The sequence below is a fragment of the uncultured Victivallis sp. genome, assembly GCF_944391105.1.
In the GTDB taxonomy this organism is placed as follows: Bacteria; Verrucomicrobiota; Lentisphaeria; order Victivallales; family Victivallaceae; genus Victivallis.
This window is the reverse complement of record NZ_CALXSK010000012.1, coordinates 38062-59325: the sequence shown is the minus strand read 5'-3', so window position 1 is coordinate 59325 and position 21264 is coordinate 38062. Positions and strand designations below refer to the sequence as shown.

The window sequence follows — 21264 nt, the reverse complement described above, 5'->3', positions numbered from 1 at the left end:
TGCCCTGATGGATATGAAAACGAATCCTGTTCAACGCCGCCTCCTCGGACGGTTTGCACCCAGTCCGACCGGGCCGCTGCATCTTGGAAACGCGATGACGTTTCTGGTCGCGTGGCTCTGCGTGCGCAGCCGGGGCGGGCGGATTCTCATGCGGATCGAGGATATCGAGGGACACGGGCGGGATCCCGCCGTGATCGACGGCAACTGCCGCGATCTGCGCCGCCTCGGCCTCGACTGGGACGAGGGGTACGGTGTCGGCGGCCCGCACGAACCTTACCGCCAGAGCGGGCGCAGTGCGCTGTACCGCATTTCACTCGACCGGCTGCTCGAACAGAAGCTCGTCTATCCGTGCGTCTGTTCCCGACGCGACGTGCAGCGCATGGGGGCGGCGCCGCATGCGGGGGATTTCCATCCCTATGACGGTCGCTGCCGCGGACGCTTCCGCTCTTATGATGAGGCGAGGCGGGTGCTTGAGGGGAGCGGGCGGCTCCCCGCGTGGAGGTTCCGGGTTCCGGAGGGGGAAATCGTGTTCCGGGACCGGCTCTGTGGTGAACAGCGCGTGAATCTCGCGGAGACCTATGGAGACTTCCCGGTCGCGCGCCATCCGGACGGCATCGGCTACCAGCTTGCGGTCGTGGCGGATGACATCGACATGGAGGTGACGCAGATCGTGCGCGGCGGAGATCTGCTCGCCTGCACGCCGTGGCAGATCCTGCTGTGGAAAGCGCTCGCGCCGGAGCGGCCGCTGCCGGAGTACTGTCATCTGCCGGTCGTGGTCGATTCCGACGGAAAGCGGCTTGCGAAACGGACCGGCGGGCTTACGCTCGACGCGCTCTTCTCGGCCGGAGTGCCGCCGGAGCGGATTCTCGGACTCCTCGCCTTCTGGGGCGGCTGGGCCGAGTTCGGCGAGGAGTTGAGTGTCGACGCGATTCTGCCGCGCTTCCGGCTCGAAACGCTTTCCCATCGCCGTCCGACGCTGGACGGGAAAGCGCTGAAGTTTCTGCTCCCCTGATTGTTAAAGCATCTTCCCCATCGCGTCGACGATGATGGAGATCTCCTCCGGCGGCGTGACGAAGGGCGGCATCGTATAGAGCCACGGTCCGAACGGCCGCAGCCAGACGCCGGTTTCGCGCACGAGTTTCTGGACCCGTTCGGGGGAGGGGGGCGTCTTGAGTTCAACGACTCCGATTGCGCCGAGCACGCGCACGTCCGTGACGTTCGGGTGTTCCCCGTACGGGGCGAGTTCACGCTTGAGCTGTGACTCGATCGCGTCGACCTTCGCTTTCCAGTCATACGAATCGAAGAGCCGCAGCGAGGCGACGCCCGCCGCGCAGGCGATCGGATTGGCCATGAAGGTCGGTCCATGCATGAATTTGCCGGGCGGTGTCGCGCAGATGGTTTCGGCAACCTCTTCGGAGGCGATCGCCGCCGCGAGCGTGATCGAGCCGCCGGTCAACCCTTTCCCGACGCACATGATGTCCGGCGTGACTCCTGCGTACTCGCACGCGAAGTAACGGCCGATTCGTCCAAATCCGGTTGCAATTTCGTCGATCACGAGCAAAATTCCGCGTTCGCTGCACGCTTCGCGCAGTTTCTTCATATACATCGGGTGGTAGAACCACATCGCGTTTCCGCCCTGAAAGACCGGTTCGATGAAGACCGCCGCGATCTCGTCGCCGTGGCGGTCAAGCAGCTCCTCCATCGGCTTGAACTCCGACTCATCCCACGCACCGTCGAATGGAATGCGTGGTTTCGGCAGGAAGAAATTCTGCTGCAGATAACCGTGAAACACCTGGTGCATCCCCTCCGGGTCGCAGAGCGCCATCGCTCCGGCGGTGTCGCCGTGGTATCCGCCGCGCAGCGCCGCGAGCCGGCAGCGTCGCGGACGTCCCGCCGCGAACTGGTACTGCACAGCCATCTTGGCGGCGCATTCGACCGCGACGGAACCGGAGTCGGCGAAGAAAATCTTGTTCACGCCCGCCGGGGTGTGTTTGACGAGCTCGGAGGCAAGTTCGATGGCCGGTTCGTGCGTGAAACCCGCGAACATGACCTGCGCGAACTTTTCGGCCTGTGCGCGGATCGCCGCGACGATGGCCGGATGGTTGTGGCCGTGCGCCATGCACCACCAGCTTGAGATTCCGTCGATGAGTTCCAGCCCGTCGTCGAGCCGGATGTGCGTTCCCTTCGCCGCAACCGCGAGATTCACCGGCGGCGGAGCGGAAATCGACGCATAGGGGTGCCAGAGGTGATTGCGATCGACGGCAAGCAGTTCTTCGCGGTTCATTTCGACGCCTCCGGGGTGAAGATCGCGGAGAAATCAACCCGGGGCAGCGGTTCGCGCACTTCGGGCAGATCGACGAGAGTTTCCGGCATTCCGTTCCGTTTCAAGTATTTGCGGATCATGCGCGGAGAATCTTCATCGATGATCGGATCAGCTTTCGGATAGCGGTTGTAGACGACTCCGGCGATGCGCATGTCGCGGTTCGCCGCCGCCTCGATCGAGAGGATCGTATGGTTCAGGCTTCCGAGCCTCCCCGAGGTCACGAGAATCAGCGGGCATCCGAGTTCCGCCGCGAAGTCGATGGTCAAAAGATCCTCGGTCAACGGAACCGCGAGTCCCCCGGCTCCTTCCAGCAGCACGAACTCATAGTGATTCGACACCTCCGCGACGGCGCGGCGGATCGCGTCGAGATCAAGTTCGCGTCCTTCGAGTTTCGCCGCGAGATGGGGCGAAGAGGGGAAGCGGAAGATCTGCGGCGCGGTCAGCCCCGCCTCGTCCTCCGGAAACCGGGGGACGTTCATCATCGCGCGGTGCTTGTCGAGATCCTCGGAAAAACCGTCGTTGCCGGTCTGCACAAGTTTCATGGTAATGACCCGCTTCCCGCGCAAATGGAGGTCGCGCGCCATCATGCCGACAGCGACGCTTTTGCCGATGTCGGTGTCGATTCCTGAAATGAAATATACGCTCATTTTGTCAGCTTCTTTCCCGCCACAAGGGCGATCGGATGATAGGTCAGCGGCACGTTTCCGTTCGGAAGGCGGAAGCGGCCGGTATAGGCGTCACTGAATTCCGCAAGGCGGCGCCGGCTCCATGGCCGGGCCGGCGCAACGGCGGTTACGCCGGTTTCCTTCAAACTGCGCAGTGCCGCCAGCGGTGAATCGAACTCCTGCGTGATGAGTTCCTCCCGGGATGCGAGAACTTCGAAGCCGTTCGATTCCAGAATGTTGACCAGTTCTTTCACGGTCTGATACGTCAATCCGTTTCCAGTCAATGCTGAGATTTCGCGCAGCGTCTCCGGGCCGAAGGTCGTGAAGGCGAGAAAACCGCCCTTGCGCAACTTCATTGCAAGCCGCCCGAAAAATGTTGCCGGATCGTTGAGCCACTGAAAAACAGCGTTCGAGAGAAAGAGATCCGACTCCGGCAGCTCGATCTCTTCGATGTCCCCGCAGAGAAAATGCGCTCCGGTCAGACCGCGATAGAACGCTTCACACTCCGGCACAAGGTCGATGAGCGTGAGGTTCGCAAAATCGAACCGTTCCACGATGCGGCCAGTCAGAATTCCCGCTCCGCATCCAAGTTCCGTGATGGTTTCGAACTGCCGTTCGAGTGTGGCCGAAGTAAGGAGGTCGAGCAGTGTTTCGGCCATGTCGCGCTGGATTGTCGCAGAACGGCTGTAGGTTTCGAGGCTCCGCCGGAAACGTTGCCGGACCGCGTTCTTGTCAATCACGTCCGACATCGATGATCTCCTCGAAAGAGTGAACGGCCCCGAAGGGGTAGTGCGGTGCGTCTGCCTCTTCCCGCACGGAGACGGACTCTTCCGCCCAGAACTTCCGTTGCGCCGCCGCCGGAATGATCCGGTCCCGTCCTCCGATCCACGCCCGCCGGAATGGATTGCACGGAACCTTGGCAGATTCGATATGTTTTTGCAGGGAAATGAGTTCCGCCTGCTGCGACTCCGGCGTACGCTCCGGCAGACGGAACTCCGTACTGCCGGCGAGCCGCCGGTAGAAGCGGGCGCGTGCACGTTCATCCCCCCAGTTGGCCGCTGTTCCGGAGAACACCGCCGGGTCGATTCCGAACTCTGCGTCGATCGGGCGCAGTGTGCCGTTGAAAGCGGTTGCCGTTATGAAGTGGTATGGAAGACCTTCGAGCAGTTCCGCCGCGACCCGCACCCCGAGCGACCATGCCGCGAGATGAAGTTCTTTGTAATGAGAGAGTTCCGGTAATGGTTCAAGCGTGGTGTAGTCGCAGACGGCCATGATGTCGAAGTCCGGTTTCTTCCAGTCTTTGAAGAGTGTGCCGTCCATGCTCCAGCCGTTGAAGAAGAGCAGGAGTCTGGTTCCGTTTCCGGCGCGGTGGAGCAGTTCGATTTTCAAACCAGCCTCCGGAGTTGTTCCACCGCCTCTTCCGGCAATCCTGCCGAGAGCGAAAAACGCAGCCGCGCTCCGTTCGGGGGAACCGTCGGCGGGCGGATCGCAAAGACGAGAATCCCGTTCTCCTGGAAGTAGGCCGCCTTGTCGACCGCCTCCTGATCTCCTCCGATCAGAAATGGGACGATCTGCGAATCGCCCGCGACCGTGTTCTTCCCGAAGGCTGTGCGCAACACTTCCCCCATGCGGCGCAATCTCGCACGTTCTTCATCCATTTCCGCACAGCGGTCGAGCACGAAACAGCTCCAGTTCAGCACCGCCGGCGGCAGCCCGGTCGTGAAGATGAGCGGCCGCATGTGATTGATCAGATAGTTCCGCGTCTCCGACTCCATAATCGCATAAGCCCCGGTCGAACCGAACGCCTTGCCGAAGGTGCCGATAAGCACATCGACGTCATTCGCGATCCCTAGTTCGGCCGCAAGCCCGGTTCCTTTCGGACCACGCACACCGACCGAATGGGCTTCGTCCACCACGAGGATGCAGTCGTACTGTTTCTTCAGTTCGACGAGCCGGCGCAGGTCGGCCGCGTCTCCATCCATGCTGAAGACCGATTCGGTCACGAGGAAAACTCTCCGGTAAGCCGCCCGTTTCTGCCTGAGAATCGCTTCCAGACGGTCGCAGTCGAGATGGGGATAGCGGCGGAATTCCGCCTCCGCAAGACGCATCCCGTCGATGATGCTTGCGTGATTGAGCTTGTCCGAGAGAATCAGGTCGCGGTTCGACGAGAGTGCGGGCAATATCCCGATGTTCGCATGGTAGCCGCTGTTGAACACGAGCGCGGCACGGTTTCCGTAGAGCTCCGAGAGTTTCGCTTCGAGCCGCGTATAGGCTGGTGTGTTCCCCGTCAGCAGCCGGCTGGAGGCGCTCGAAAGCGCAAGCTCCGGCGTGGCCGTGTCCGGATACTCCGCATAGAATCTTCTCCTCAGCTTCGCATCCGCCGCGATGCCCATGTAGTCGTTGCTCGAAAAATTCCAGAACGTTCTGCCGTTGCACCGGCAGAGACCGTCTCCTTCCGGCGTGATTTCCCGCAGCAGTCGCAGTCGGCCGCCGGCCTCAAGTTCCGCCGCGTCGGCGGCGAGTTCTTCCCGGAATCCCATCTTCATTCCTCCTCAGAACCGGTTCAGCTGTTCGATGAATTTCACATCATCCTCGACGCTGCGGCCGCGGGTTGTGAGGTAGCCGCCGGTGATCATGCTGTTGAGTCCGGAGAGCATCAGAAGTCCCTGGAAATCCTTCATGACCGTTTCGCGTCCGGCAGCGAATTTGATCATCTTGGTCGGATTCACGAGACGGAAAATCGCAAACGCTTTCGCCACATCAGCCGGAGCCATGATTTCGCGCCCCTCGAGCGGCGTTCCCTTGATCGGCAGAAGCACGTTCAAAGGCGTTCCCTCGACGTCGAGGTCGCGGATCGCAAACGCCATGTCGATGCGGTCCTCCCAGGTTTCCCCGAGTCCGAGAATTCCTCCGGTGCAGTTGGTCACGCCAAACTCCTGAAGGTAACGGATCGTCGCGATTTTCTCTTCGATCGTGTGGGTGTCGGAGATCAGTTCCGCATAGCGTTTCGGGCTGGTCTGGAGATTCATGTTGTATCTCCAAGCATGGTGTTCGGCGAGCAGTTTTGCGGTTTCGCGCGAGAGGATGCCGATCGATACGCAGATCTTCAGATCCGGCAGCTCCCGATGCAGCAGATCGAGCGTATCGAGGATCTTCTGAAATTCCGGGGTCGGTGTTTTGTAGCCGAAACCGCTTGTGACGTATCCGAATGCGCGCACACCGTTTTCATACGCGCGGCGCGCGGCCTCAAGCACCTGTTCCGCCGGAAGCAGATCGTAGGTTTCAATTCCGGTGTTGTGGTGTCCGCTCTGCGCGCAGAATCGGCAGTTCTGCGAACAGACTCCGGATTTGGCGTTCAGAATCGAACACGGAGCGATCTCGCGCGCGAACTTCCGGCGTACCTTGTTCGCCAGCGAAATCAGGTCGAGAATATCTTCGCCATTGATCTTTTCGGCGATTTCGAGCGCCTCTTCGCGGGTGAGAATTCCGCCGTCCAGCACTTTGTAAGCATTTTCTATGATCGAGTTCAGCACGGGAACATTCCTTTTCTTGGTTGATATTCCGATTAATATAGCACAGGAAACAAAAAAATCGAATTTCAAACCTTGCAATCCGGCTGAAAGGGTGGTATTTTATAATAAGTTAACCCGATTAACAAAGTAGCGGAGGCGCGTCAACTATGGAAAAGGTCAGGATCGGCATCATCGGCGTCGGCAATATGGGTTCGGCGCACATCACGAACGTACAGAATGTTCCGGAGGCGGTGCTGGCCGCCATCTGCGACCGCGACAAGGAGCGTGCCGACAGAATGGCGAAGAATGCGCCGAAGGATTGCCGGGTGTTTTATTCCGTGGATGATCTGCTGAATTCCGGCACGGTTGACGCGGTCATCATTTCGGTGCCGCACTATGACCATACGCCGATTGCGATTCAGGCGTTCGAGAAGGGCGTGCATGTCCTTTGCGAGAAGCCGGTTGCCGTGACCAAGAGCCTCGCGCAGAAGATGATCGATGCTCATGCGGAACACCCTGAACTGCGGTTTGCGCTGATGTTCAACCAGCGTACGCGGCAGGCGCACAAGAAGATCAAACAGATGATCGACAACGGTGAATTCGGCAAGATCGTGCGCGTGAACTGGACGGTGACGGACTGGTTTCGTTCGCAGAGTTACTATGACAGTGGTTCCTGGCGGGCAACCTGGGCCGGGGAGGGCGGCGGCGTGTTGCTGAATCAGTGCCCGCATCACCTTGATCTTTTCCAGTGGTTCTTCGGTTTGCCGGTCAAAGTTCGCAGCTCGATTTCGATCGGCAAGTATCACGACATCGAAGTCGAGGACGACGTGAACACCTATTGCGAATTTGCCGACGGCTCGACGGGCAACTTCATCACCTCGACCGGTGAATTCCCCGGTACCAACCGTCTGGAGATCTCCGGTACGCGCGGTCGCATGGTGTTTGAGGACGGCGTGATCCGTTTCAAGCGGACCGAGGTCGATGTGAACGAGTTCTGCCGCACGACCCCGGAGTCGTTCCCGAGCATGGATACGTGGGAAATTGTTGTTCCGACCCGCAAGGACACCGGTCACGAACACCAGGATGTGATCGAGGCGTTCGTGAAAGCGGTGCTCGATCCGAAAGCGGAACTCGTCGCCCGCGGCGAAGAGGGGATCCGCTCGGTTGAATTCGGCAACGCGATGCTCTATTCCGGGCTCAAGGGCGAGGAAGTTTCCATTCCGATGGATACCGAAAAATTCGATGCGATGCTGCATGAGCTCATCAAGAATTCGAAGTACAAGAAACGTGAGGTCAAGGCCGCCATCGTCGACATGGGGAACTCCTTCTGACATGCGTCGCGCGGAACGGGAGATCACGGATGCGGCTGCTCTGGCCGGGATTCTCGGCCGGGCGGACTATGCTGTACTCGCGTTTCTCGACGGCGGAATGCCTGCCCTGGTGCCGGTTTCATTCGGATTCCGGCAGGAGGGCGGGCGTTTTGTCTTCTACTTCCACTCGGCGGTCGAGGGGCACAAGATCGACTGTCTGCGCGAGGATTCGCGGGTTTCGCTCTGCGCCGTCGGTGACAACCGGATCGAGCTCGGGACTCCCGTCTGCCGCTCGACCTGCCGCTATGAGAGCGTGATCGCGACCGGGCGGATCGAATTCGTCACCGCGCCGGAAGCGAAGAGACGCGCGCTCGACTGCCTGATGAATCACTGCGGCGCCCCCGGCTCATTCGATTACCCCGAGCCGATGCTTGAGCGTACCGCGATCCTGCGGCTCGTTGCCGAAACCATCTCCGGCAAGAGCAATATTGCGCACGAGAACGTGTAACGGAATAAAAAAAGCTGCCCTGCATGAAACAGGACAGCTTTGTGTTTTGCGCCGGAAATTACATTTCACTTGCTGCAGCACCAAGTGCCATGACAAGAAAATACAGGAGGCTGCCGACGATACCGCAGATCGCTCCCACCAGAGCCCAGGTCTTGGCGTTCTTTGCCGCTCTTTCCGCTTCCGCGATGTTGCCCGCAGCGACCAAACCACTGACTTTGGCCGCATAGACGATCGAAACAATACCGAACGGCAGGCAGCAGAACAGCGTCACCAGAATCGCCGGAACAAGGCCGGAACTGATAACTTTCGTCTGCATCGGAGGCTGGGCGGCCTGGGTTCCGCCAGCAGCGAACGAATTACCGCAGTTCGGGCAGAACGTTGTACCTTCCTGGACCTCTTTTCCACACTTCGGACAGAACATGAGCGACTCCTTTCCTTATTCGGTTTTGGGGAATGATTGCTGTGAAAGAAAAGAATGATTCTTTTACGTTTGCAACATTATCCATGCAGGATTGATATGATGAGAATGAACAAAAACAGCAGAAGTGCGATTCCGCCGATGATGATTCCCACCCATGCGTGGATGGCGCCTCTGGCCTCCGGGTGCTGTTTCGCATAGCGCAGCCCGAGAATTCCGGTGATCAGTGCCGGAATCGCAGTGATTCCGCAGAGCAGGGAGAAGATTCCGAGGTAGTAGGCCCAGAGCGCCAGCGTGTTGCGCGGGATCAGAATACCCAGTCCGCTGCTGTCGTCTACCGCCACCGTTTGCGCAGATCCCATCTGATTTCCGCATTTCGGGCAGAACTTGCTTCCCTCATCCATCTGATTTCCACATTTCGGACAAAACATGATCTTCCTTCCTTCCTTTCTTTTTAAGGTCATTCGCGGACGAATTCAACCGGCAGATTCGGGTTGCTTCCTCTGGTGACGGAGATCATCTGATCGCCGCCGTTGGCGTTGTACAGAACAACGACGCGGTTCAATCCTTTGCGGGTGACGATCGGAGTCGGAATTGTCAGGTTTTCCATTTTTTTCCCGTTCAGAAAGACTCCTTTGACGTTGTTTTTCGGAACGTGGAGTTTCCAGCTGTCGATGACGGCATCGGCACGAAATGTCAGTGCTACGGCGACTTCTTCCCCGGCCTTTTTCGGCAGCCGTACGATGTAGGGCAGAACCCACTTGCCCGGCTGAAGCTGCGACCATCCTGAGAGTGTTTCGTCCGGATTCGACGCGGCGGCGAGCAACTTTTCCGTAAGCTGCCCCGGGGGGAGGGGGCCGAGCGCGAGCGCCGTGTCACGCGGAACCGCCTCCGCAAACTGTGGAATCTCCGACTGGGCGCAAACCCACAGCCGTTGCGGTCTGCCGTCAACTTCAAAATTCACTTCCGCCGCGGCGAAGAGAGGACCGCACTGATAGAGCGCCGTGCGGCGATGTTCCGGGAAATAGTGGGAAACCGTTCGCGTGACTTCCGGATTGATCATCTCAAGATCGTTGCGGGGAACACGCTCTTCGCCGGTGAAAAGCAACGGCAGCCGGAACGCCACGGTCACATTCGTCAGCGGACGTTTGCTGCGGTTCGCAAGCGTAAGAACGATACTGGAATCCTCTTCCACATTCATCACAAGCGAGGCTGCGAGAAACGGGAACTCCTTCGACGGAACCACGGAGGCGCCATCGCTTACGATCATGTCGATCTTTTCCGGCAACGGCAATGTATGCGGCAGTTTGACCATTGTCCGGCCATCGGCCGTGGCGGGAGAGACTTTCGCCCAGAGCGGCGTATTCGAGCCGAGCGCCGCAGGGGTCGGACCGGTCAGCTTGAACACGGCATTTCTGCCGTCAACGCGTTTTTCCACGCGGGTGTGCCGCTGTGCGTAGCGGTAGGCGTTGTATTCGTTTTCGTTGCAGTACCACCAGTCTGGGCGGTTTGCGTATTTCGTGAAGATCTTGTCGAGGGTCTCGAATCCGGCATCATCCTGCCAGGTGTGGAGTCCGAGCGTGGCATGGCGGACTTCCCCTGGCTTCATGTTTTTCGTCCGTTCGACAATCGCCCGGTCGAATGCTTCCGCGGAGGGGTGGCGGTCATCGATGCCGAAGAGGCGGCTCGTTCCCCAGCTCCCTTCCGGCATGCCGTACTCCTTTTCGAGCTCCTGAAAATATTCGGGTGAGCCCAGTTCTCCGGAACGATGGAGTGCTTCGCCGATCCGCAATGGACAGAGGCTGTCCGTTGCGTTCTTGTAGGCGCAGTAGGGCAGCACGAATGAATTGATCGTCTGGTCGGTACGGGATTCATATTCGACCCGGTTCCGCAGGATCTGTCGAGCGACTTCGTTCGGAATCAAAGTCGCGAGATTCGGATGGTTCAGTGTGTGATTGCCGATCGAATGTCCTCGCCGGATCAGCTGCGGCAATGTGTCATCATAGAACTTCTGATTGGCGGCACAGAGGAAGAAGGTCGCCTTGAATCCATGTTTCGCGAGAAGTTCAGCCATTCGGACGTGTTTGGGATTGCTGTCGTCCCATCGGGTCGAAAAGGCGAACACTTTTCCTTCCGGCAGAGGGAGCAGTTCGAGTTTCGCCGTTTCTGCCGCTTCTTCCGAGGGGAAGGTGAGTTTTACTTCGCGTTCATACTCCGGCAGAAACAGAGGATTGGCATCCAGAGAGAACGTTGTTGTTACTCCCAGTAACAGCAACGAGAAAAATCCCAGGCGCATCAAAACGTTCTCCTTGATTAAGCGTTGCCTTGGCTGTTCTGTCATTAAGATAGCATGGCTCTGAAGCTCCGGCAAGGACTTTTCTTTAAAATGTTAACATTTTTTTCGGTAAACGGGGCAAAAAAAGGGGAGGAGAAACGTTCTCCCCACCCGCAGAATCAACATCAGCGGTGAATATGCCGGTGGTACTCCTGGAGGCTGCACACTTCGAAACGGCCGAAGTCCGCCTTGTCTGCGAGCCCCTCGATGGCGGCGGTCAGCCCCGCGATCGTGGTCGTGATCGGTATCCCTGAGACAACCGCGCCGGAGCGCATACGGATCTCGTCGACCATCGCCTCTGCGCCGGATTCCGAGGAGTTGATGATCCACTGGATCTCCTTCTCCCGGATCAGGTCGAGGATGTTCGGCCGTCCACGCGAGATTCGGAAGACCGCTTTGGTCTTGATTCCCGCATTGTAGAGCAGCGTCGAAGTCCCGAGCGTCGCGTAAAGGTTGTACCCGAGCTTTACAAGCTTTTCCGCGAGTTTCACCGCCTTGGGCTTGTCCTGGTCGCGCAGCGAGATGAAGACGTTCCCCGCAGGAGGCAGCTTGTTCCCCGCCGCAAGCTGGCTCTTCAGATATGCCAGCCCCCGTTCCGCATCGAGACTCATGACCTCGCCCGTGGATTTCATCTCCGGCGAAAGCACGATGTCCACCCCCGGGAACTTCACGAACGGGAAGACCGCCTCTTTCACGGCGGTGTACGGAATGTGCACCTCCTGCGTGAAGCCGAGCGATTCAAGCGTTTCTCCCGCCATGCAGCGCGCCGCGAGCGCCGCCAGCGGCACCCCGGTCGCCTTGCTCACGAAAGGCACCGTCCGCGAGGCGCGCGGATTGACTTCGATGATGTAGATTTCTCCGTCCTTGACCGCAAGCTGCATGTTCATGAGTCCGCAGACGTGAAGTTCGCGGGCGAACGCCCGGGCATATTCGCGCACCTGCTCCTGAATCTCCTTTGAAAGCGTCATCGGCGGAATCACGCTGGCCGAGTCGCCGGAGTGGATCCCCGCCGGTTCGACGTGTTCGAGAATCGCGCCGATCACCGTGGTTTTCCCGTCCGAGATGCAGTCGACGTCGAGTTCGGTCGCATCCTCGAGGAAACGGTCGATCAGAATCGGTTTCCCTTCCGCGACAGCGGCGGCCTCCTCGACGAATTTACGCAGATACTTCTCCTTGTAGACGATGACCATGCCGCGCCCGCCGAGCACGAACGATGGACGCACCAGCAGCGGGTAGCCGATCTTCTCCGCGATGGCGACCGCTTCGTCGACGCTGTGCGCAATGCCGCTCTCGGGCTGACGGATGCCGATCCGGGAGGCGAGCTGTTTGAAGAAGTCGCGGTCCTCGGCCGCGTCGATGTCGTCCGGCGACGTGCCGATCACGTTCGCTCCCGCGGCGCGGAGCTGCTGCGCGAGATTCAGCGGCGTCTGGCCGCCGAACTGCACGATCACCCCCGAACACGACTCCCGCTCGTAGATGTGCATGACATCCTCAAGAGTGAGCGGCTCGAAATAGAGTTTGTCGCTCGTATCGTAGTCGGTCGAGACGGTTTCCGGATTGCTGTTGACCATGACCACCTCGTAACCGGCTTTGTGCAGCGCGAAAGCGGCGTGGCAGCAGCAGTAGTCGAATTCGATCCCCTGACCGATGCGGTTCGGACCGCCGCCGAGCACCATGATCGTTTTGCGGCCGCCGTGATCGCGGACCGGTTCGCCCCCTTCGCCCCAGGCCGAGTAGTAGTAGGGCGTGATCGCCTCGAACTCTCCGGCGCAGGTGTCGACGGTCCCGTAGAACGGTTCGAGCCCGATGCGGCGCCGTGCGGCGCGCACCTCAAGTTCCGTCGTTCCGAGCAGGAACGCGATCTGGCGGTCGCTGTACCCGAGCTCCTTGGCCTGCAGGAAGAGCGGCCGGTCGGCTTCGAGTCCCGCGAGCGTTCCGGCCGAGCGGATCTCCTCCTCAAAAGCCGCAAGTTCCGCGAGATGGCGCAGAAAATACGGGTCGATTCCGGTGAGTTCGTTGAGCGTTTCGACGTTCCAGCCGCGCTTCAGTGCGGCGCGGATGACGAAGATCCGCTCCGCGTTCGGGCGGATGAGTTCGGCTTTGAGCGTCTCGTCGTCCATCGATTCGAATTTGCCGTCTTTGCCGTCGGCGCCGAATCCGGCCCGTCCGGTCTCGAGCGAGCGCAGCGCCTTCTGCAGCGACTGCTTGAGGTTGCGTCCGATCGCCATGGCTTCCCCGACCGACTTCATCTGAGTGCCGAGCGTCGAGTCGGCCATCGGGAACTTCTCGAACGTGAAGCGCGGAACTTTCGTCACCACATAGTCGAGCGACGGCTCGAAACAGCTCGGCGTGCTGCCGGTGATATCGTTGCGCAGTTCATCGAGCGTGTAGCCGACCGCCAGCAGGGCGGCGATCTTCGCGATCGGAAAACCGGTCGCCTTGGAGGCGAGGGCGCTTGACCGCGACACGCGCGGATTCATCTCGATGATGATCCGCCGTCCGGTTTCCGGATTCACGGCCCACTGGACGTTCGAGCCGCCGGTTTCGACGCCGATCGCCGCCATGACTGCGAGCGAATCGTCGCGCATGGCCTGATATTCGCGGTCGGTGAGAGTCTGGATCGGCGCAATCGTGATCGAGTCGCCCGTGTGGACGCCCATCGGATCGAGGTTTTCGATCGAGCAGACGATGACCGCGTTGCCGGCCTTGTCGCGCATGACCTCCATCTCGAACTCCTTCCAGCCGAGCAGTGACTCCTCAATGAGCACTTCGGAGTTCATGCTCGCGTCAAGTCCGCGCCGGACGATCTCTTCGAACTCCTTCTGATCCCGGGCGATGCCGCCGCCGGTGCCGCCGAGCGTGAAGCCGGGCCGTATGATGAGCGGCCAGCTGCCGATCGTCGAGGCGACCGCCTGCGCTTCGGCCATCGAATGGGCCGATCCGGAGCGCGGCAGATCGAGGCCGATCCCGAGCATGCACTGTTTGAAGAGCTGCCGGTCCTCGGCGCGTTCGATCGCTTCGGCGGTCGCGCCGATGAGTTCGACCTGATAGCGTTCGAGAATGCCCCGTTTTTCGAGTTCCATCGCGAGGTTCAGCGCGGTCTGACCGCCGAGGGTCGGCAGCAGCGCGTCGGGCCGTTCCCGCCGGATGATCTCGTGCAGAATGTCCGCCGTCAACGGTTCGATGTAGGTGCGGTCGGCGAACTCCGGATCCGTCATGATCGTGGCCGGATTGCTGTTTACGAGCACAACCTCGAATCCCTCGCGCTTCAGCGCCTTGCACGCCTGTACGCCGGAGTAGTCAAATTCGCACCCCTGGCCGATGACGATCGGGCCGGAGCCGATCAACATGATTTTTCTGATATCGTCGCGTTTCGGCATAATCAATTTCCTTTCCGCTGCTGAAGCGCCGCCGCGATCAGTCCGTCGAAGAGCGGATGGGGCTGCCGGGGGCGGGATTTGAATTCAGGATGGAACTGGCAGCCGATGAAGAACGGATGTCCCGCTTCGAGTTCCACGATCTCTGCGAGCTGTCCATCGGGGCTCGCGCCAGCGACTTTGAGCCCGGCCGCTTCAAGTTCGCGCTTGAACGCCGGATTGAACTCGTAACGGTGGCGATGACGTTCACTGATTTCGGAGGCGTTGTAGAGTTTCGCACTGCGGCTCCCCGGAACGAGAACGCACGGATAGGCGCCGAGCCGCATCGTGCCGCCCTTGGCTGTGACGGAGCGCTGCTCCTCCATGAGGTCGATGACCGGGTGCGTCGTCGCACTGTCGAACTCGGTGCTGTTCGCATCTCCCCAGCCGACCACGTCGCGTGCGAATTCAATGACCGCGCACTGCATGCCGAGGCAGATGCCGAGGAACGGGATCTTGTGCGTTCTGGCGTATTCGACCGCCTTGATCTTGCCGGGCACACCGCGTTCGCCGAAGCCGCCGGGGACGAGGATCGCGTCCGCTTTCCCGAGGATCTCTGCCGCGTCGCCGGTCTCGAGCTCCTCGGCTTCGACCGGCAGAAAATGGACTTTCGCATGGTGGTGGATTCCAGCGTGGCTGAGCGCTTCGTAGATGCTCTTGTAGGCGTCCTGGTGGCGGATGTATTTTCCGACCACGGCGACGGTGCACTCCGTTTCCGGATGCAGCACGCCGTCGAGCCAGACGCGGTAGTCGTCCAGATCGAGTTCGCCCGGCTCAAGCCGCAGGAGTTCAAGCACCTTGAGGTCGAGTCCCTGCCGCGCGAGTTCGAGCGGAACTTCGTAGATCGAGTTTTTCACGTCGAGCTCCTCGATCACGCAGTCGCGCGGGACGTTGCAGAACATCGAGAGCTTCTTGAAATGCTCCTCCTCCATCGGGATCTCCGTGCGGCAGACGAGGATGTCCGGCGCGATGCCGATGCTCTGAAGCGTCGAGACCGAGTGCTGAGACGGCTTGGTCTTGAGCTCCTTCGCCGCGCGGATGTAGGGAACGAGCGTGAGGTGCACAAAGATCACCTCGTCGCGCCGCGCCGCGAGTTTGAACTGCCGCGCAGCTTCAAGGAACGGGAGACTTTCGATGTCTCCCGCCGTTCCTCCGATCTCGGTGATCGCGATGTCGACCTGCGGTCGGTGCAGTGACTGCATCGCGCGCTTGATCTCGTCGGTGATGTGAGGAACGACCTGCACGGTTCCGCCGAGATAGCCGCCGGAACGTTCGCGGTTGATGACGTTGCTGTAGATTTTGCCGCTCGTATAGTTGCTCGCCTTCGTGCATACGACTCCGGCGATGCGTTCATAGTGGCCGAGGTCGAGGTCCGTCTCGGCGCCGTCGTCGGTCACGAACACCTCGCCGTGCTGGTAGGGGCTCATGGTGCCGGGGTCGACGTTCAGATAGGGATCGAGCTTCTGCATGGCGACGCGATAACCCCGTTTCGCAAGCAGCATCGCGAGCGCCGCGCCCGTGATGCCTTTGCCGAGGCTCGAAACGACCCCGCCGGTAATGAAGATGTGTCTGGTCATGATATTTCAGCGCTCCATGAGTTTCCGGAATTCCTGGAAAAGCGAAAACGAATCGTGCGGACCCGGCGCGGCTTCCGGATGGAACTGCACCGACGCGGCGGGCTCCGTGCGGTGGCGGACACCCTCGATCGTATTGTCGTTCAAGTTGATGTGCGTGACTTCGAGCGTCGCGGGCAGCGCCCCGGCTTTCAGCGCGAAGTTGTGATTCTGGGAGGTGATCTCTACCCGGTTCGTCAGCAGATTCCGGACCGGGTGGTTGCAGCCGTGGTGGCCGAATTTCAATCTTCCGCACTCCGCTCCGGAGGCGAGCCCGAAAAGCTGATGCCCGAGGCAGATCCCGAAGAGCGGCACCTTGCCGATGAGCTCCCGGATCGTCCGGATCGCATAGCCGACGGCGGCCGGGTCGGCCGGGCCGTTCGAGAGGAACACTCCGTCGGGATTCCGCGCAAGTGCGTCTTCCGCCGTCGCTGCGGCGGGCAGGACGGTTACGCGCATGTTGTTTGCGGCAAGTCCGCGCAGAATGTTGTATTTGATCCCGAAGTCGAACGCGACGACGTGGAACTCTCCCTCGGAATTCCATTCGTAAGGCTTCCCGGTCGTGACCCGGGCGGCGTAATCCTGTCCGTCAAGTCCCTCCCAGGCGCGGGCGCGTTCGACCGCCTCGGCTTCCGTGAGCGGCTCGGCACTTGTGTGCAGATACGCCTTCTGACTGCCTTCGTCGCGCAGCATGAGCGTGAGACGGCGCGTATCGACCCCGGCGATGCCGGGTTTGCCGTTCCGCTTGAGGTAGTCCGCAAGCGACTCCTCGGAGCGGAAGTTCGAGGGCTCATTGAGTTCGTGGATCACGAGCCCGTTCAGAAACAATCCGCGGGACTCCTCGTCCTGCGGATTGCAGCCGTAATTTCCAATTTCGGGGGCGGTCAACGTGACGAACTGCCCTGCGTAGGAGGGATCCGTCACAATCTCCTGATACCCGCTCATGCCGGTGTTGAACACCGCTTCCCCGACCGTGTCGACGGGGGCGCCGAAGCTCCAGCCCCGGAATATCGCCCCGTTCGCGAGCGCGAGGAATGCGGCCCGTTCGCGCCGCTCTTTCCAATGTAACATATCTGTGCTCCTTATCAGTATGTTTGATGTTCCATGTTTCGTTTCAGTAAGCTCTTGCGTCGATGTGTTCGATATAGTTCACGAGGGCGCGGTTCACGACGCGGAACCCGCCCGGAGTCGGATAATCTCCGGTGAAATACCAGTTGCCGGTGTGTTCCGGACAGCACTCGGCGAGATCTTCGCAGCTCTGGAAGATGACTGCAAACTCCGCGCGCATTCCCTCCGGTTTCAATCGTGCGGCGATCGCACGGCTGAGATCCGCGTCGGAAATCTCGTCATAGACCGGGCGTACACAGTTGGTCATCTCGTCGGCGGGGCCTTCGAGCTGTCGTTTTGCATTTTCGTAGCACTGCTGGAGCAGTGCGAGGTTTCCGCGTTCGCGCAGCAGATCGACGGCGGCTTCGAAGGCGACAAGTTCTTTCAGGCTGGCCATGTCGATGCCGTAACAGTCGGGATATTTGATCGGCGGCGCGGCCGAGGCAATGACGATCTTCTTCGGTGAGAGCCGGTCGAAGATCGGAAGAATCGCGTTTCTGAGCGTATTGCCGCGCACGATCGAATCGTCGAGCGCGACGAGCGTGTCCGAACCGGGCCGGACCAGCCCGTAGGTCACGTCATAAATGTGCATGTAGAACTCCTTCCGGCTGGCCGCGTCGGCGATGAAGGTGCGGAACTTCGCGTCCTTGATCGCGATCTGGCCGAACCGGACGGTGCGCCCCGCCTCGCAGGCGATGTGGTTCAAGGTGTCGAGCAGGCCGTGGAAACTCGCCTGGGCGGTGTTCGGAATGTAGGAGAAGAGCGTGTTTTCAAAATCCTCCTCCACTTCGTGCAGCACGGCAGGCACGAGTTTGCGGCCGAGCGCGCGCCGTTCGCGGTGGATGTCCGCGTCGTTCGGGCGCGAGAAGTAGATGCGCTCAAACACACAGCGGCGCAGCGGCTTCGGATCGAGACAGGGGCGGAATTCAACGTTGCCGTCCCGGCCGATGATCAGAGCTTCCCCCGGAGGAAGTTCGGAGACTTCGGCGGTCGTGCAGTCGAACGCGGCCTGAATGGCCGGACGTTCGGAGCTTACGACGGCGACTTCATCATCGAAATAGAAATAACCCGGGCGGATTCCGGCTGCATCGCGAATCGCGAATCCGGTTCCGTCTCCAAGCAGCCCGCAGAGGGTGAACGCTCCGTCGAAATCGCCGCATGCCTCGCGCAGTACCGCCGCGAGATCCGCGCCGTGCGGATTCCGGTCGAGCGCCTTTTCCAGGCAGTGGCCGATCATCTGCAGAATCAGATACCCGTCCGCACGGCTCGCCGGGTGGTGGCCGGTCGCAATGAGTTTTGCAAACAGTTCCCGCGTATCGGTCAGGTTGAAGTTTCCCGCGAGCAGCAGCGTGCGGTTCAGGCAGGAATTCGGGCGGACAAAGGGATGACAGGCGTCGAGCCCGCCCCGTCCGAAGGTGCCGTACCGCAGATGCCCGAGGTAGAGCTCTCCGCAGAAGGGGTGATTCCGCCGTTCCGAGGCGGAGCGGGGATCCTCCCCCTGCGGGATCGTCTTGCCGATCCGCTCAAGCAGGTCGGCAAGCGGCATGTTCCGGTTCGACTTTTCGAGCGAGAAACACGGTTCGCCGGGAACGGGGTCGAGCCGGACGCAGCCGATACCCGCGCCGTCCTGCCCGCGGTTGTGCTGTTTTTCGAGCAGAAGCGCGAGGTGTTCGTACCCGTAGAACGGCGTTCCGTACTTGCGGACATAGTGGGCGATGTTGCGGCGGAGCCGCAACATGCTGACCGCACACTCGTGTTGAATCGAATCGGACATGCCGCCACTCCTTTCTTTTTAGTAGACGAAGAGCATTTCGCGGTACTTCGGCAGCGGCCAGCACTCATCGGCGACGAGCCGTTCGAGCGAGTCGACCGTTCCGCGCAAATTCGCCATCGCTTCGAGGATCTCTTCATGGAGTCCGCCGAGAGCGGTCTTGAGTTCCGCACACTTCTGCGCGAGATCGTCGAGTCCGGCGCCGAGGGCGGCTGCGGAGCTCTCCATCGCAGCGAGTCCGGCAGTGAGTCCGGCCTCTTTTGCCGCGGCGAGGGATTTCGCGACTTTGCCGTATTCAGCGGTGACGACCGGCGTGATCATGCTGGTCGCGATCTCAAGCGCGATCTCACCTTCGATGCGGATCCGGCGATGGTACTCCTCAAGGAAGACCTCAAACCGCGATTCGAGTTCGCGGCGGTTGTAGACGCCGTACTTTTCGAGCATCGCGACGTTCGCCGGAGCGGTCAGGCAGCGCAGCGCCTCCATCGTGGTCCGGGCATTCGGCAGACCGCGCTTTTCGGCCTCCTTGAGCCACTCTTCGGTGTAGCCGTCGCCGTTGAAGATGATCCGCTTGTGCGCCTTGATGACCTGCTGCAGATGCTTCTGAAGCCCGGCGTGAAACTCTTCCTTGCTGAGTTTCTCAAGCACATCGCTCATGCGGTCGAACGCCTCGGCAACGATCGTGTTGAGGATCGTGTTCGGACCGGAGCAGGACTGGCTCGAACCCGGGGCCCGGAATTCGAACTTGTTGCCGGTGAAGGCGAAGGGGCTGGTCCGGTTGCGATCGGTCGCATCGCGCGGCAGCGGCGGGAGCGTGTCCGCTCCGATTCGCATCGCGCCAGGATGGCGGCTCGACGTGGGGGTTCCCTTTTCGAGCTGGTCGATCACATCCGCGAGCTGGTCGCCGAGATACATCGAGATGATCGCCGGGGGCGCTTCGTTCGCTCCGAGCCGGTGGTCGTTGCCCGCGCCGGTGACGGAGGCCCGCAGCAGATCTCCGTGCATGTCGACCGCTTCGATGATCGCCGTAAGCACGGTCAGGAAGATCGCGTTCTGATGCGGATCCGTACCCGGATTGAGCAGATTGCGCTTGCCGTAGGCGACCGACCAGTTGTTGTGCTTGCCGGAGCCGTTGATTCCTGCGAACGGCTTTTCATGCAGCAGGCAGACCAGTCCGTTGCGGTCGGCAACCTGGCGGAGCACTTCCATGACGAGCATGTTGTGGTCGCAGGCGAGATTCAGCTCCTCGAACATCGGCGCGAGCTCGAACTGGGCGGGCGCAACCTCGTTGTGACGGGTCTTGGCCGGAATTCCGAGTTTCCAGAGCTCCTGCTCGACCTCGGTCATGAACGAGAGAATGCGGTTCTTGATGGAGCCGAAGTAGTGGTCTTCCAGCTGCTGATGTTTCGGCGGCGGCGCGCCGAAGACGGTGCGCCCGGTCTGGACGAGGTCGGGGCGCTGCAAATAGAAGTGCTTGTCCACGAGGAAGTACTCCTGTTCAGGTCCAAGCGTGATCGTGACCCGCTCCTCGGGCAGTCCGAAGCACTTCATCAGTCGTTTTGTGGAGACTGAGAGAGCCTGCATGGAGCGCAGCAGCGGAGTCTTCTTGTCGAGCGCCTCGCCGGTGTAACTGCAGAACGCGGTCGGAATGCAGAGCGTCGCGCCGTTCGCATGACGTTTGATGAAAGCCGGGCTGGTCGGGTCCCAGGCCGTATAACCGCGCGCCTCGAAGGTGGAGCGCAGCCCGCCGGATGGGAAGCTCGACGCATCGGGCTCGCCGACAATGAGGTTTTTTCCGGAGAAGCTCATGATCGCCTTCGCTCCGTCCGGTTCGAGGAACGCGTCGTGCTTCTCGGCGGTGGAGCCGGTCAGCGGCTGGAACCAGTGCGTGTAGTGGGTCGCGCCGCGTTCCAGCGCCCAGTGCTTCATCGCGTGGGCGACGTCGCCGGCGATGTCCGGGTCGAGCGGTTCGCCCTTGGTGATCGTCGCGAGCAGCTTTTCGCAGACGGACTTCGAGAGATATTCCCGCATGCAGTCGATGTTGAACACGTCCTCGGCATAGCAGTCGAGATTGACCGGCTTGGCCGGCATCGGTTCGCCTCCGCGGAGTTCCGCCACCGCGTCAACGGCCTTCATTCGGTTCAGATTGCTCATGATGCTTCCTCCTGTGGTTCGGTTGGGATTTTTGCTGCTTCATGTCCAGCAGATTGCGTGCCAACTTTGTTTTGAGCACAAAGGGGGCCGTTTCTTCCGATAATGTTTTACAAAAATGTAAGAGTCATGGCG

At 60.5% G+C, this 21264-nt stretch carries 17 protein-coding genes and 1 pseudogene; 3 read left to right on the top strand and 15 right to left on the bottom strand.

The window, feature by feature from the left end; genetic code table 11:
• Positions 1-13: 13 nt before the first annotated feature.
• Positions 14-1012, top strand: coding sequence for a glutamate--tRNA ligase family protein (locus Q0K10_RS05915; protein ID WP_294504511.1), 999 nt, complete (start codon positions 14-16; stop codon positions 1010-1012).
• Positions 1013-1015: 3 nt separating this feature from the next.
• Here the strand turns inward: Q0K10_RS05915 and bioA are convergent, their stop codons facing one another.
• The 6 genes from bioA to bioB are packed head-to-tail and all read right to left on the bottom strand — an operon-like array spanning position 1016 to position 6521.
• Positions 1016-2284 carry an adenosylmethionine--8-amino-7-oxononanoate transaminase gene (gene bioA / locus Q0K10_RS05910; protein WP_294504508.1) on the bottom strand — a complete coding sequence of 423 codons (1269 nt, stop codon included), beginning with the start codon at positions 2282-2284 and terminating at the stop codon, positions 1016-1018.
• Positions 2281-2970 (bottom strand): dethiobiotin synthase, encoded by a 690-nt coding sequence (gene bioD, locus Q0K10_RS05905; RefSeq protein ID WP_294504505.1) that lies wholly within the window; start codon positions 2968-2970, stop codon positions 2281-2283. Before bioD ends, bioA begins: the two co-directional genes overlap by 4 nt.
• Positions 2967-3737 (bottom strand): malonyl-ACP O-methyltransferase BioC, encoded by a 771-nt coding sequence (gene bioC / locus Q0K10_RS05900; RefSeq protein ID WP_294504503.1) that lies wholly within the window; start codon positions 3735-3737, stop codon positions 2967-2969. Before bioC ends, bioD begins: the two co-directional genes overlap by 4 nt.
• Positions 3721-4377 (bottom strand): pimeloyl-ACP methyl esterase BioG family protein, encoded by a 657-nt coding sequence (locus Q0K10_RS05895; RefSeq protein ID WP_294504501.1) that lies wholly within the window; start codon positions 4375-4377, stop codon positions 3721-3723. The genes bioC and Q0K10_RS05895 overlap by 17 nt, the downstream gene beginning before the upstream one ends.
• Positions 4374-5528 (bottom strand): 8-amino-7-oxononanoate synthase, encoded by a 1155-nt coding sequence (locus Q0K10_RS05890; protein WP_294504497.1) that lies wholly within the window; start codon positions 5526-5528, stop codon positions 4374-4376. Before Q0K10_RS05890 ends, Q0K10_RS05895 begins: the two co-directional genes overlap by 4 nt.
• A 12-nt stretch (positions 5529-5540) precedes the next feature.
• Positions 5541-6521 (bottom strand): biotin synthase BioB, encoded by a 981-nt coding sequence (gene bioB / locus Q0K10_RS05885; RefSeq protein WP_294504495.1) that lies wholly within the window; start codon positions 6519-6521, stop codon positions 5541-5543.
• 146 nt (positions 6522-6667) lie between these two features.
• Between bioB and Q0K10_RS05880 the strand changes: the two genes are divergently transcribed.
• Together Q0K10_RS05880 and Q0K10_RS05875 are read left to right on the top strand one after the other, a co-directional pair.
• Entirely contained in the window at positions 6668-7831 is a 1164-nt protein-coding gene (locus Q0K10_RS05880; RefSeq protein ID WP_294504493.1) for a Gfo/Idh/MocA family oxidoreductase, read from the top strand.
• 1 nt (position 7832) lies between these two features.
• Positions 7833-8318 carry a pyridoxamine 5'-phosphate oxidase family protein gene (locus Q0K10_RS05875; protein ID WP_294504491.1) on the top strand — a complete coding sequence of 162 codons (486 nt, stop codon included), beginning with the start codon at positions 7833-7835 and terminating at the stop codon, positions 8316-8318.
• A gap of 58 nt (positions 8319-8376) precedes the next feature.
• Here Q0K10_RS05875 and Q0K10_RS05870 read toward each other — a convergent pair whose 3' ends face one another.
• The 9 genes and pseudogenes from Q0K10_RS05870 to Q0K10_RS05835 form a co-directional block, all read right to left on the bottom strand.
• Positions 8377-8739: a CD225/dispanin family protein gene (locus tag Q0K10_RS05870; RefSeq protein ID WP_294504489.1), complete on the bottom strand. Its 363-nt coding sequence runs from the start codon at positions 8737-8739 to the stop codon at positions 8377-8379.
• Positions 8740-8816: 77 nt separating this feature from the next.
• Positions 8817-9098 (bottom strand): DUF4190 domain-containing protein, encoded by a 282-nt coding sequence (locus tag Q0K10_RS05865; protein ID WP_294504487.1) that lies wholly within the window; start codon positions 9096-9098, stop codon positions 8817-8819.
• A gap of 6 nt (positions 9099-9104) precedes the next feature.
• Positions 9105-9167, bottom strand: a pseudogene (locus Q0K10_RS15600) (zinc-ribbon domain-containing protein); the annotation flags it as partial.
• A gap of 29 nt (positions 9168-9196) precedes the next feature.
• Positions 9197-11032, bottom strand: a complete 1836-nt coding sequence (locus Q0K10_RS05860; RefSeq protein WP_294504484.1) for a polysaccharide deacetylase family protein — start codon at positions 11030-11032, stop codon at positions 9197-9199.
• 164 nt (positions 11033-11196) lie between these two features.
• Complete coding sequence (gene carB, locus Q0K10_RS05855) at positions 11197-14451, bottom strand: carbamoyl-phosphate synthase large subunit (protein WP_294504482.1); 3255 nt, start codon at positions 14449-14451, stop codon at positions 11197-11199.
• Positions 14452-14453: 2 nt separating this feature from the next.
• Complete coding sequence (locus tag Q0K10_RS05850) at positions 14454-16064, bottom strand: CTP synthase (protein ID WP_294504479.1); 1611 nt, start codon at positions 16062-16064, stop codon at positions 14454-14456.
• Between the two features lie 6 nt (positions 16065-16070).
• The gene (carA, locus tag Q0K10_RS05845) at positions 16071-17171 is read right to left on the bottom strand and encodes a glutamine-hydrolyzing carbamoyl-phosphate synthase small subunit (protein WP_294504477.1); all 1101 of its coding nucleotides are present in this window, start codon (positions 17169-17171) and stop codon (positions 16071-16073) included.
• Between the two features lie 43 nt (positions 17172-17214).
• Complete coding sequence (locus tag Q0K10_RS05840) at positions 17215-18981, bottom strand: class II glutamine amidotransferase (RefSeq protein WP_294504475.1); 1767 nt, start codon at positions 18979-18981, stop codon at positions 17215-17217.
• 18 nt (positions 18982-18999) lie between these two features.
• Positions 19000-21069: a glutamine synthetase III gene (locus Q0K10_RS05835; RefSeq protein ID WP_366942966.1), complete on the bottom strand. Its 2070-nt coding sequence runs from the start codon at positions 21067-21069 to the stop codon at positions 19000-19002.
• Between the last annotated feature and the right edge of the window lie 195 nt (positions 21070-21264).

What these genes read in the sequence shown, in the direction of transcription:
- Q0K10_RS05915 (WP_294504511.1), top strand. Translation starts at nt 14, where the DNA reads ATGAAAACGAATCCTGTTCAACGCCGCCTCCTCGGACGGTTTGCACCC.
- bioA (WP_294504508.1), bottom strand. Translation starts at nt 2,284, where the DNA reads ATGAACCGCGAAGAACTGCTTGCCGTCGATCGCAATCACCTCTGGCAC.
- bioD (WP_294504505.1), bottom strand. Translation starts at nt 2,970, where the DNA reads ATGAGCGTATATTTCATTTCAGGAATCGACACCGACATCGGCAAAAGC.
- bioC (WP_294504503.1), bottom strand. Translation starts at nt 3,737, where the DNA reads ATGTCGGACGTGATTGACAAGAACGCGGTCCGGCAACGTTTCCGGCGG.
- Q0K10_RS05890 (WP_294504497.1), bottom strand. Translation starts at nt 5,528, where the DNA reads ATGGGATTCCGGGAAGAACTCGCCGCCGACGCGGCGGAACTTGAGGCC.
- Q0K10_RS05880 (WP_294504493.1), top strand. Translation starts at nt 6,668, where the DNA reads ATGGAAAAGGTCAGGATCGGCATCATCGGCGTCGGCAATATGGGTTCG.
- Q0K10_RS05875 (WP_294504491.1), top strand. Translation starts at nt 7,833, where the DNA reads ATGCGTCGCGCGGAACGGGAGATCACGGATGCGGCTGCTCTGGCCGGG.
- Q0K10_RS05870 (WP_294504489.1), bottom strand. Translation starts at nt 8,739, where the DNA reads ATGTTCTGTCCGAAGTGTGGAAAAGAGGTCCAGGAAGGTACAACGTTC.
- Q0K10_RS05865 (WP_294504487.1), bottom strand. Translation starts at nt 9,098, where the DNA reads ATGGGATCTGCGCAAACGGTGGCGGTAGACGACAGCAGCGGACTGGGT.
- Q0K10_RS05860 (WP_294504484.1), bottom strand. Translation starts at nt 11,032, where the DNA reads ATGCGCCTGGGATTTTTCTCGTTGCTGTTACTGGGAGTAACAACAACG.
- carB (WP_294504482.1), bottom strand. Translation starts at nt 14,451, where the DNA reads ATGCCGAAACGCGACGATATCAGAAAAATCATGTTGATCGGCTCCGGC.
- Q0K10_RS05850 (WP_294504479.1), bottom strand. Translation starts at nt 16,064, where the DNA reads ATGACCAGACACATCTTCATTACCGGCGGGGTCGTTTCGAGCCTCGGC.
- carA (WP_294504477.1), bottom strand. Translation starts at nt 17,171, where the DNA reads ATGTTACATTGGAAAGAGCGGCGCGAACGGGCCGCATTCCTCGCGCTC.
- Q0K10_RS05840 (WP_294504475.1), bottom strand. Translation starts at nt 18,981, where the DNA reads ATGTCCGATTCGATTCAACACGAGTGTGCGGTCAGCATGTTGCGGCTC.
- Q0K10_RS05835 (WP_366942966.1), bottom strand. Translation starts at nt 21,069, where the DNA reads ATGCCGGCCAAGCCGGTCAATCTCGACTGCTATGCCGAGGACGTGTTC.